The organism is Streptomyces atratus (assembly GCF_040655115.1).
Classification (GTDB): Bacteria; Actinomycetota; Actinomycetes; order Streptomycetales; family Streptomycetaceae; genus Streptomyces; species Streptomyces atratus_D.
The window spans coordinates 142,444-153,853 of the sequence record NZ_JBFAJH010000013.1 but is presented as its reverse complement, the minus strand read 5'-3'; the positions used below and the strand labels follow the sequence as shown (position 1 = coordinate 153,853).

At 70.3% G+C, this 11,410-nt stretch carries 8 protein-coding genes and 1 pseudogene; 7 read left to right on the top strand and 2 right to left on the bottom strand.

Annotated elements, in window-relative coordinates:
- The first annotated feature begins 136 nt into the window (after positions 1–136).
- The 4 genes from AB0I23_RS17715 (at position 137) to AB0I23_RS17700 (ending at position 7,025) form a co-directional block, all read left to right on the top strand.
- Positions 137–1,831 carry an outer membrane protein assembly factor BamB family protein gene (locus AB0I23_RS17715; RefSeq protein ID WP_359110183.1) on the top strand — a complete coding sequence of 565 codons (1,695 nt, stop codon included), beginning with the start codon at positions 137–139 and terminating at the stop codon, positions 1,829–1,831.
- Positions 1,832–2,279: 448 nt separating this feature from the next.
- On the top strand, positions 2,280–4,127 hold the full coding sequence (locus AB0I23_RS17710; RefSeq protein WP_359110181.1) for an outer membrane protein assembly factor BamB family protein: 1,848 nt from the start codon (positions 2,280–2,282) through the stop codon (positions 4,125–4,127).
- 85 nt (positions 4,128–4,212) lie between these two features.
- Positions 4,213–6,075, top strand: coding sequence for an outer membrane protein assembly factor BamB family protein (locus tag AB0I23_RS17705; protein WP_436846953.1), 1,863 nt, complete (start codon positions 4,213–4,215; stop codon positions 6,073–6,075).
- Positions 6,076–6,329: 254 nt separating this feature from the next.
- Positions 6,330–7,025: a helix-turn-helix transcriptional regulator gene (locus AB0I23_RS17700; RefSeq protein ID WP_037694797.1), complete on the top strand. Its 696-nt coding sequence runs from the start codon at positions 6,330–6,332 to the stop codon at positions 7,023–7,025.
- Between the two features lie 33 nt (positions 7,026–7,058).
- Here AB0I23_RS17700 and AB0I23_RS17695 read toward each other — a convergent pair whose 3' ends face one another.
- Entirely contained in the window at positions 7,059–7,370 is a 312-nt protein-coding gene (locus AB0I23_RS17695) for a hypothetical protein (RefSeq protein ID WP_359110179.1), read from the bottom strand.
- Between the two features lie 219 nt (positions 7,371–7,589).
- Between AB0I23_RS17695 and galT the strand changes: the two genes are divergently transcribed.
- The 3 genes from galT to galK are packed head-to-tail and all read left to right on the top strand — an operon-like array spanning position 7,590 to position 10,773.
- Positions 7,590–8,633 (top strand): galactose-1-phosphate uridylyltransferase, encoded by a 1,044-nt coding sequence (gene galT, locus AB0I23_RS17690; RefSeq protein ID WP_359110177.1) that lies wholly within the window; start codon positions 7,590–7,592, stop codon positions 8,631–8,633.
- Complete coding sequence (gene galE, locus AB0I23_RS17685) at positions 8,630–9,610, top strand: UDP-glucose 4-epimerase GalE (RefSeq protein ID WP_359110175.1); 981 nt, start codon at positions 8,630–8,632, stop codon at positions 9,608–9,610. Before galT ends, galE begins: the two co-directional genes overlap by 4 nt.
- Positions 9,607–10,773 carry a galactokinase gene (gene galK, locus AB0I23_RS17680; protein ID WP_359110173.1) on the top strand — a complete coding sequence of 389 codons (1,167 nt, stop codon included), beginning with the start codon at positions 9,607–9,609 and terminating at the stop codon, positions 10,771–10,773. The genes galE and galK overlap by 4 nt, the downstream gene beginning before the upstream one ends.
- A gap of 4 nt (positions 10,774–10,777) precedes the next feature.
- On the opposite strand, the pseudogene AB0I23_RS17675 reads toward galK, so the two are convergent.
- Positions 10,778–11,209: pseudogene (locus AB0I23_RS17675) on the bottom strand (GNAT family N-acetyltransferase); the annotation flags it as partial.
- Positions 11,210–11,410 lie beyond the last annotated feature (201 nt).

The following is an 11,410-nucleotide window of genomic DNA, read 5'->3' as shown; positions in this document are numbered from 1 at the left end:
CATCGCCCTCGCCATGCTGAACCTCGGCGGCCACCGGCCCCACCTACCAGGCCGTCAAGCCACATGAACACACCCACGGAAGCGACAGGGGAGCCACAAAAGAATCCCGCTCGACCGCACCAAGGGGGACGTCCGCATGACCTGGCCGCCCAGCCCGCAACCACAGCAGCCGCAGCCGCCGCAGGGGGAATTCGGGGCTCCATTCGAGCCGCTGGAGCCGATGCGGCCCACCCAGCCGGCGCAGGGGTACGGCCAGCAGCACCCGTCGCAGTCCCAGCCTCAGCCCGGTCCGTACGGATACGGACACGGGTACGGCCGGCCGCAGCAGCCGTACCCCGCCGGCCCGGCGACCGGTGGCCCTGCCGGACGTAACCCCTCCGGGCGCAGGCGCACCGCCCTCGTCGCCGCCGTGATCGCCGGGGTCCTGGTGGCCGGCGGCGGGGTCTGGTTCGCCGTGGGTGGTGGTGACGACGGAAAGAAGCCCGTCGCCCACGGCAGCGCCGACGCCAAGCAGCCCACCGCCTCGCAGCCCGCCTCGCCCACTGCCGACGCCGAGGTGGTCGACACGGTCGCACCGGTCGACGAACTCAACACCGCGCGCAAGCCGGGCGAGGCCAAGGCCCTCTGGATGCGGGTCAACGGTGTCGACGTGCCGCGCGGCGGCGCGGATGTGTACGGTCCCTGGCTGACCGGAGACATCGTCGCCAAGGGCATGTACCGCACTGTCTCCGCCTACTCCGCGGCCGACGGCACCCGGAAGTGGACGCTGCGGCTGCCCGCCGATTTGTGCGCCGCACCGACCCTCCCCACCACCGACGGCAAGATCGTCGTCGCCCTCAAGGAGAGCGCCTCGTCGGACTCGGTCTGTTCCGTACTGCAGATGATCGACCTCAGGTCCGGCGCTACGGGCTGGAAGAAGTCCGTCGAACGCAAGGGTGTCCAGGATCTGTTGTCGGGCGAGGCCATGAGTATCAGCGGAGACCTTGTCACTTTCGGGCGCTTGACCAGTTCCGTGGGCCTTCGGGTCAGTGACGGCAAGGAAGTGTTCGGCAAGAGGCAGGGCGCCTGCCAGCCGTTCGCATTCACCAGCGGCCCTCGGCCGCTCGCCGCCACCAGCTGCCGCACCGACGCCGACGAGCAGGACAAGCAGCAGGTCGAGGCGATCGACCCGGCCACCGGCAAGCCGACATGGACGTACCGGGTCAAGACCGGCTGGCGGATCGCGCAGGTCTACTCGGTGAGCCCGCCGGTGATTTCGCTCAAGAAGGGCCCGGGCGAGACGGGGGCGTGGGGGATCATCACCCTGCGGGACGACGGCACGTACCGCTCCCAGATGACCGGCGGCAAGAACGAGGACTACGTCACCACGTGCGACGTGGACCTCGTGGTGTCCGGCAGGAACCTCGACGGCTGCGCCGGGGCCGCGGCCGACGACGACACGTTCTACCTGGCGACCAAGCCCGTGACCGTGGACTCCGCTCTCACCAACAAGGTCGTCGCGTTCGACCTGAACACCGGCAAGGCCAAGTGGAGGGCTGCCGCCCCGGCCGGGCAGTTCATGCAGCCGTTGCGGATGGACGGCCGGAACGTGATCGTCCGGGTGGAGGCCACGTACGAGAAGGGCGGCGCCGTCGCCGTACTCGCGCCGACGGGCGGTGCCCCGAAGATGCTGCTGCGGCACCCGGCGTCGGCGTCCACGTCCGAGAGCTCCTTCGACATGTCGAGACTCGTCTATGCGGGCGGCCGCTCCATCCTGGTGAACGCACGCGTCAGCGCGAACGACGACAAGGAAGAGAGGACGGTGGAGACCGTCCTGGTCTTCGGCCCCTGAGGATCTCTGAAGGCCTGTGAGAATCCGCGAGGTTCCTGATGGACCGTGACGGGTCGTGGAACTCCGGTGAGTTCGTGCAGGTTCCTGGTGATTTCGGCGATGCGCGACGGTCTTGACGTGCTGGACCCCTGGTGTCCGAACCGATGACTGTTTGCGAAGAGTTGGCACCGGCGCATCGAGCGGTGCCTGGCGCGGCGCAACGGTCGCCGTCGTCCTGGGCGGGCTCCGGATGCGTAACGGCGGCATCACGAGGCGGTTCTCCCTTGGGAACAGGGGATGGATCGACCCGGTGTTCGAACGCAAGCGGGTGGTACAAAGAAGCCCCGCTCGACTGTCGTGACGCCGCGGGAACCATGCCCGATTCGCTCCTTTCCGAAGGGAATTCAGCCCTGCGGAATCGCGGGGGAGACCGGAACGGGCACCGGACCGCACGAAGGGGGACGTGCTGATGACCCAGCCGCCCAGCCAGCAACCGCCGCAGGGAGGCTTCGGCGCTCCGCAGGAGCCGCCGCAGGGGAGTTCTCAGCCGCCCGCGCAGCCGCCGCAGATGCCGGCCGCGCCGCCGACTCCGCCTTCCGCGCAGCCGGGTTACGGCTACCCGCAGGCGCCGGGTCAGGAGCCCGGCCAGGCACCCGGTTACGGCTACCCGCAGCAGCCCGGCCAGCAGCCCGGCCCGTACAACCAGCCGGGCCCGTACGGTCAGCAGCCCGGACCGTACGGTCAGCAGCCGGGCCCCTACGGTCAGCAGCCCGGACCGTACGGTCAGCCGCCGCAGCCCGGCTACGGCTACCCGCAGCAGCAGTACCCCGGCGCCCCGGTCCCCGGCGGCCCGACGGGTCCCGGCGGCGGCAACCCCTTCAAGGGCAAGCCCGCAGTGATCATCGGTTCCGCGGTCGCGGCCTTGCTGGTCATCGGCGGTGGAGTGTTCCTCGCCACCAGCGGCGGTGACGACAAGAAGCCCGTCGCGCACGGGAGCGCCGACGACCAGAAGCCGAGCGACTCGCCCTCCGTCAACGAGGGCAACGGCGACGGCGACGGCCGCGACGCCGGCGACGACCTCAACGCCGGGCGCAAGGCCGGTGAGGCCAAGATCCTCTGGCTGCAGAAGAACGACGTCGACCTGCCGCGCAACGGCTCCGACGTGTACGGCCCGTGGGTGGTCGGCGACACCGTCGTCAAGGGCATGTACCGGGCGATCTCCGGCTACTCCGCGGCCGACGGCAAGCAGAAGTGGACCCTGAAGCTGCCTGCGGACCTGTGCGCCGCCCCGGCCCGGACCACCACGGACGGCAAGATCGTCATCGGGGTCAAGAACGGCACCACCGACAAGGCCGACTGCGCGGACCTCCAGATGATCGACCTCAACACCGGCAGGGCCGGCTGGAAGAAGTCGATCAAGCAGAACGGCATATGGGACATGCTGTCGGACATCTCCCTCGCCATCAGCGGCGACACCGTGACCGTCGGACGCACCGGCAACTCCAACGCCTACCGCGTCAGTGACGGCAAGGACCTGTTCGGCAAGCAGTCGGGCGACTGCCAGCCGTACGCCTTCGCCGGCGGTACGAAGCTGATCGCCGCCTCCAGCTGCCGCACCGCCGACGTCGACAAGCCGCAGAACCAGATCCAGGAGCTCGACCCGGTCACCGGCAAGCCCAAGTGGACGTACCGTCCCGCCGTGGGCTGGGAGGTCGACAGGGTCTACTCGGTGAGCCCGCTCGTCGTCTCGCTGACCCAGCGCGAGAAGAAGAAGTGGAGCATCCTCGCCATCAAGGAGAACGGCACGCTCCGTTCCCAGCTGGTCAGCGACAAGGGCGACAAGTTCGCGCCCGACTGCGGCAGCGCGTTCGCCATCTTCGGCAAGTCGCTGGAAGGCTGTGTCGGCGTCGCCGCCGATGCCAACACCTTCTACATGGCGACCACGGCCGACTCCAGCGGCACCGCCCGTACGAACAAGGTCGTGGCGTTCGACCTGAACACCGGCAAGCCCAAGTGGAAGGCCGCGGCCCCGGCCGAGCGGACCATGACGCCGCTGCGGATGGAGGGCGGCAACGTGCTGCTCTATCTGGAGGCCTCGTACAACCAGGGCGGCGGGATCGCCACCCTGGCACCGACCGGTGGTACCCCGCAGGTGCTGCTGCGGCACCCGGCGTCGGCGTCCCAGATCGAGAGCTCGTTCTACAACGCGAAGATCGTCTACGCGGGCGGCCGTTCCTTCATCGCGAGCGGACGGGTCAGCGCGGCCAACGACAAGGAAGAGCTGGAGACGAAGACCATGATGGCCTTCGGCAAGTGACGGCTCACGCAGGCACCCGACGGACCACGACCGACCACGCCAGGTCCCGACCGACCGGCTCCCTTTCCCCCGAGGTACGTACGCCATGACACAGCCGCCCCAGCCGCCCAACGAGCCGCCCCAGGGCGGGTTCGGCGCCCCCCAGGACTCGCCGCCCGGCGGGTTCGGGGCACCGACCCCGCCGCCCGCCGACCCGTTCGGCAAGCAGCCGGCTTCTCAGCCTCCGCCGTCGGCCGGTGGGTTCGGCGCTCCGCAGGCGCCGCCCCCCGGTGGGTTCGGCGCACCGCAGGCGCCGCCCGCAGGGCCGCAGCAGCAGCCCGGTTACGGCTACCCGCAGACCCCGCCGCAGCAGCCCGGCTACGGCTACCCGCAGACGCCTCCGGGCGGTGGGTACGGCATGCCGCCCGGCCAGCCGCCGCAGCAGGGGTACGGCTACCCGACCGCCCCGATGCAGTCGCAGTACGTGCCGCCGCAGCAGGGCGGCAACGGCGGCAAGAAGTTCGGCACCCAGACGCAGATCGTCGTCGCCGCGGTGGTCGCTGTGGCGCTGATCGTCGGCGGTGGCGTCTGGTTCGCCTCCAGCGGCGGCGACGGCAAGAAGAAGGAGGCGTCCAACTCCACCGGCACCACCGGTGACGGCAAGGGCGGCTCCGGCAGTGGTCTCGGCGGCGGCAAGGAGAAGGCTCCGGCGAACACCAAGGCCACGGTCGCCTTCAAGCTCCCGGAGCCGAAGGTCACCGACGTCACGGCTGTCAACGGTTCCTGGCTGACCGACAAGGCGTTCGTGAAGTCCGGCGTGAACGAGATCGCCGCCTACGACAAGGTCAAGGGCACCAAGCTCTGGTCCGTCCCGCTGGACGGCCAGCTCTGCGCCGCCTCCCGGCACATGTCCAAGGACTTCAAGACCGCCATCGCCTTCGAGGCGGGCAAGGCGACCAAGGCGAACAAGTACCCGCCGTGCACCCAGGTCGGTGCGCTCGACCTGACCTCCGGAAAGCTGATGTGGAGCAAGTCGGTCACCGCCGCCAGCGGCGGTGACGAGCCGATCCGCTTCGACGAGATCACGCTCAGCGGCACCACGGTCGCCGCGGGCGGCACCGAGGGCGGCGCCGCATTCGACCTGGCGACCGGCGCCGAGCGCTGGAAGCCGAAGGTCAGCGCCGACGGCTGCTACGACAAGGGGTACGGCGGCGGCGACGCGCTCGCCGTGGTCCGCAAGTGCGGTACGTACGACGACCCGCAGCTCGTCATCCAGGCGCTGAACCCGACCACCGGAGCCCCGCTCTCCTCGTACAAGATGCCGCCCGGCGTCGAGTACGCGAGCATCGTCTCCACCAAGCCGCTGGTCGTCGCCGCCGACGTCGGCGACACCGCCGGTGACGGCAGCGGGATCTCGGACTTCTTCTCGATCGACGCGACGACCGGCAAGCTGCTCACCAAGATCGCCGCGGACGGCGGCAAGTACGCCGCCCGCTGCGGCTCCACCGAGGTCGAGACCTGCCAGCATCTCGCGGTCGGCAACAACCGCATCTATCTGCCGACCGAGGAGCACGAGGGGAGCACGGGCGAATACGGCGGCACCAACGAGATCGTCTCGTTCGACCTCACCACCGGCAAGCCGACCAGCGACAAGGCCGACGCGGGTGACCTGTACACGATGTTCCCGATCCGTATGGACGGGTCCAACATCATCGCGTACAGGGAGCCCCCGTACAACAAGGGCGGCCAGATCGTCTCCATCGACGGCTCCACCTTCAAGCAGACCGTGCTGCTGGAGAACCCGGCCGGCGAGTCCGACCGGAACGCGGAGACCAGCTTCTCCGCGGACTACGCCGAGTTCCTCTACTCGGGCGGCCGGCTGTTCATCTCCGAGACGATGGTGAGCAAGCGGGGCGACAGCTCGCTCGACGCCAATCGGTTCCTCGCGGTCTCGTTCGGCGCCGGCTGACGCCCTCACGGAACGCACCACGCATCACGCGCCACAGCCCTGCCGGTCGATCGTCCGACCGGCAGGGCTGTTCGTTCGCCGTCCGAATCCTGTCTCCTTCTGCCCGCTTGTCATCGGCCAAGTGCCCCTGAACGGAACATGATTCGGCTTTCCGGGGGTCGTCTGCCTGGTAAGGGGCACACGAGGTCGAACAAGCGTGTAGCTTGCCGGGTCAAGAGGGCCGGGGGGCCTGGGTCCTGATAGGGGGGTTCTCGATGGGTGTGCGGCTCATGGTGGTCGATGACCACCGACTGCTCGCCGAGGCGCTCGCCTCGGCGCTGAAATTGCGGGGCCACCGGGTGCTGGCGGCGGCCGCGCCGACCGCCGGCGCGGCGGACATCGTGGTGAGCCGCGCTCCGGAGGTCTGCTTGTTCGGTACCGCGACGCCCGCCGACCCGGGCGCGTTCGACCCGATCGCCCGGATCAAACGGGAGCGCCCGCACGTGGCGGTCGTGGTGCTCGGACCGGTGCCCAGCCCGCGCGGGATCGCGGCCGCGTTCGCCGCCGGCGCCGCCGGATACGTCAGGCACGACGAGCGGATAGAGGGCGTCGAGCGGGCGATGGTCAAGGCGCGCGCCGGGGAGGCGGCGGTCGCGCCGCAACTGCTCCAGGGCGCCTTCGCCGAGCTGCTCAACCCGGCGGTCCAGCCGGACGACGAAGGACAGCGACTCCTGCAGATGCTCACCCCGCGCGAGATCGAGGTCCTGGTGCGGGTCGCGGAGGGCGAGGACACCCGGCTGATCGCGGCCGGTATGCGGATCGCGCCGAGCACCGCCCGTACGCATGTGCAGCGGGTGCTGATGAAGCTGGGCGTCGGCTCCCGGCTGGAGGCCGCGGCGCTGGCGGCCCGCACCGGGCTGCTGGAACGGGCGGCGGTGGACACAGGGCAGAAGGGGCCGGACGCCGACTGACGTCCGGCCCCGGTGGGGCAGGGTGCCGACTGCTCAGGCATCGGTGCCGGTGCCGGTGGCGGAACCGTCCGGAGCCTCGGCCGGGCGCAGTTTCAGCCGTACCAGGAAGAACAGCCCGAGGACCGGCATGGCCGGCAGCCCGGTCCGGAGAGGGATGTGGACGCCCTCGGTCTTCTTCAGTTCGGCGTCGGACGGGTTGATCCCGGCGCCCGTGACGATCACTCCGTAGGCCACGAAGAGGCCGCCGGTGATCCGCCGGATGCCGCAGAGGCGGCCCGCGACGTGGTGCCGCGCCGCTCGCGCACGTTCACACGCTGTTCCGGCGCCATGCTCCGCGGGGCGCACGCCGTGAGCCCCGTCCGGCCGGAACCGCTTCCTGCCCCCGGACGGGGCGCGGCCGGTACCGGCTGCCCATGTCTGCCTTCACGTCCTGCAAGGTGACCCGGTGCAGGGCATCCAGGGCGCAGTGCCGTTTCGGCGTCGAGGCGTTGACGCGAACTGTTGGGTTGTGGTTTTTTGTGTGTGGTTATGTTTGATAGGTGGGTAGTGGCGAGGAGCGCCCGAGTGAAGAAGACATCGACCTGGCTCGCCGACGGTCGTGAGTTGCTCTACTACGACTCACACGACGACGCCGTGCGCGACGCCGTCGACCGGCGACCGCTCGACGCCGTTTCGACCTCCTCGGAAGTCCGCCGCGACCCCCTTCTCGGGGACAGCGTCGCCATCGCCTCGCACCGCCAGGGCCGCACATACCACCCACCGGCCGACGAGTGCCCGCTCTGCCCGTCCCGGGACGGCCGGCTCAGCGAGATCCCCGACGACAGTTACGACGTGGCCGTCTTCGAGAACCGCTTCCCCTCGCTCGCCGGGGACTCCGGCCGCTGCGAGGTCGTCTGCTTCACCTCCGACCACGACGCGTCGTTCGCCGGCCTCACCGAGGAACAGGCCGGCCTGGTCCTGGAGGCATGGACCGACCGGACGGCCGCACTCGCCGAGCTTGCGCAGGTCAAGCAGGTGTTCTGCTTCGAGAACCGGGGCGCCGAGATCGGTGTGACGCTCGGCCACCCGCACGGACAGATCTACGCGTACCCGTTCGTCACCCCGCGCACCGAGCTGATGCTCCGCTCGATGGAGGCGCACCGTGAGCAGACCGGCGGCAATCTCTTCGACGACGTCGTGGCCCGTGAGCTTTCCGACGGCGAGCGGGTCGTACTGACCGGCGAGCACTGGGTGGCGTTCGTGCCGTACGCGGCGCACTGGCCGTACGAGATCCACCTCCACCCGCGTCGGCGCGTCCCCGACCTGCGCGAACTCGCCGATGCCGCGCGCACGGAGTTCGCACGGATCTATCTGGAACTCTTGAGGCGATTCGACCGGATCTTCGGCCCCGGTGAGCCGCCGACGCCGTACATCTCGGCCTGGCACCAGGCGCCGTTCGGGGTGCCCGGACGGGAGGAGTTCGGGCTCCACCTCGAGCTTTTCACCATCCGACGCACCTCCGGCAAGCTGAAGTTCCTCGCGGGTTCCGAGTCCGGCATGAATGTGTTCATCAACGATGTGCCGCCGGAGGCCGCGGCGCAGCGACTGCGAGAGGTAGCGAGCGAGTGAGCAAGCCCCAGAAGAAGTACCTGGTCACGGGTGGCGCGGGATATGTCGGCAGCGTGGTTGCCGCGCATCTCCTGGAGGCCGGTCACGCGGTGACCGTTCTCGACGACCTGTCGACCGGGTTCCGGGAGGGTGTCCCGGCCGGGGCCGAGTTCATCGAGGGCCGCATCCAGGACGCGGCCCGCTGGCTGGACTCCTCCTACGACGGAGTGCTGCACTTCGCCGCGTACTCCCAGGTCGGCGAGTCCGTCACCGACCCGGAGAAGTACTGGGTGAACAACGTCGGCGGGTCCACCGCGCTGCTCGCCGCGATGCGCGACGCGGGGGTCCGCACCCTGGTCTTCTCCTCCACCGCCGCGACCTACGGCGAACCGGTCTCCAGCCCCGTCACGGAGTCGGCCCCGACCGCGCCCACCAACCCGTACGGCGCCACGAAGCTGGCCGTCGACCACATGATCACCGGCGAGGCGGCCGCGCACGGACTGGCCGCGGTCTCGCTGCGGTACTTCAACGTGGCGGGTGCGTACGGCAGGTGCGGCGAGCGCCACAGCCCGGAGTCGCACCTCATCCCGCTCGTTCTCCAGGTCGCGCTCGGGCAGCGCGATTCGATCTCCGTGTACGGCGACGACTACCCGACCCCCGACGGGACCTGCGTACGCGACTACATCCACGTCGCCGATCTCGCCGAGGCCCACCTCCTCGCCCTGGACGCGGCCACCGCGGGCGAGCACCTGATCTGCAACCTCGGCAACGGCAACGGCTTCTCGGTGCGCGAGGTCATCGAGACCGTCCGCAAGGTCACCGGTCACCCGGTCCCCGAGACCGCGGCCCCGCGCCGCGCCGGTGACCCCGCGGTGCTGGTCGCCTCCGCCACCACCGCCAGGGAGCGGCTCGGCTGGCAGCCGTCCCGCTCCGACCTGGCCGGAATCGTCTCCGACGCCTGGACGTTCGCCCGCCGAGAGGAGCCCACCACCCCATGACCGACAGCGCTGAGCTGGTCACCGCTTTCACCGAGCTGTACGGCACCGTCCCCGAAGGAGTCTGGGCGGCCCCCGGCCGGGTCAACCTGATCGGCGAGTACACCGACTTCAACGACGGTTTCGTGATGCCGCTCGCGCTGCCGCACACCGCGCGCGCGGCCGTCGCCCGCCGCACCGACGGCGAGCTGCGGCTGCACTCCACCGACGTGCCGGGCGGTGTCGTCCAGCTGCGGGTCGAGGAGCTGGCACCGCACGAGGGCCACGGTTGGGCGGCGTACCCGGCCGGTGTCGTCTGGGCCCTGCGCGAGGCGGGCCACCAGGTCACCGGTGCGGACATCCAGCTGACCTCGACCGTCCCGACCGGCGCCGGGCTCTCCTCGTCGGCCGCCCTCGAAGTGGTCACCGCGCTCGCGCTGAACGACCTCTTCGGACTCGGCCTGTCCGCAGCCGAGCTGGCGGTGCTGGCGCAGCGCGCCGAGAACGCGTTCGTCGGCGTGCCGTGCGGGGTCATGGACCAGATGGCGTCGGCATGCTGCGTCGAGGGCCACGCCCTGCACCTCGACACCCGCGATCTCACCCGCCGCCAGGTCCCGTTCGACCTGGCCGCGCACGGTCTGCGGCTGCTGGTGGTCGACACCCGGGTCAAGCACGCGCTGGGCGACGGTGCGTACGCGGAGCGGCGGGCCGGCTGCGAGGCGGGCGCCCGGGCGCTGGGCATGGGGACGCTGCGCGATCTTCCGTACGAGGGTCTGGACGCCGCGCTCGACACGCTCGCCGAGTCCGGCGCGGACGAGTCGGTCGTGCGGTACGTACGCCATGTGGTCAGCGACAACGCGCGGGTGGAGCAGATCATCGCACTGCTCGACGCGGGCGAGGTGCGGGCGGCGGGACCGGTCCTCACCGCGGGTCATGTCTCGCTCCGCGACGATCTGCGGGTCTCCTGCCCGGAACTGGACCTGGTGGTCTCGACGGCGAACGAGTGCGGGGCGCTCGGTGCGCGGATGACCGGCGGCGGGTTCGGTGGTTCGGCGATCGTGCTGGTGGACGAGGCGGACGCGGACGCGGTCACCAAGTCGGTGCTGGAGGCGTTCACCTCGCACGGGTACGCGACGCCCGGCGTCTTCCCGGCGGTCCCGTCGGCAGGCGCCCGTCGCATCGGGTGAAGGTCTTCGTCAGGATGAACTCGGTGACTCCGGGCGGGTAGTCGTCGACCTGCCCGATCACCTCGTAGCCCCGCTTCCGGTAGAAGTCCGGAGCCTGGAAACCCCAGGTCTCCAGTCGGGATCGGGCGCAGCCGCGGTCCGCCACGGCCACCCGTTCCGCCTCGGCGAGCAGGTGCGAGCCGAGGCCGGAACCGCGGTGGAGCGGGTCGACCCAGAGCAGATCCACGTGGAGCCAGTAGGCCCAGGTGCGCCCGGCCAGCCCACCCGCCAGCACACCGTCGCCGTCCATCGCCCAGACCTCCAGCGGGAGTTCGCGCTCGGCGGAGGTGGCGAGGAGTGCGCGGAGCTCCGGGGAGCATTCCGTATTGCTGTGATGCAGTCGCTCGCCCAGCAGAATGCGACGATCTTTGTCCACTTCTGTCTCAATACGAAACATGAACCACACCCTAAACACCGAGGTTCATCAGTTCTGTGAATTGCCTTCCGCTCCCGGCCCCCGGCCGTACGCTGATGCACAGCACCGGTGGGGGCCGGTGCTGATTCAGGGGTACGAGACAGTCGGGCACGACGCCCGGGGCGGGGTTGCAGTCGGCACACGGCGGCGGCCGTGGAACTGCGGTTCACCCTCATCGCTCCG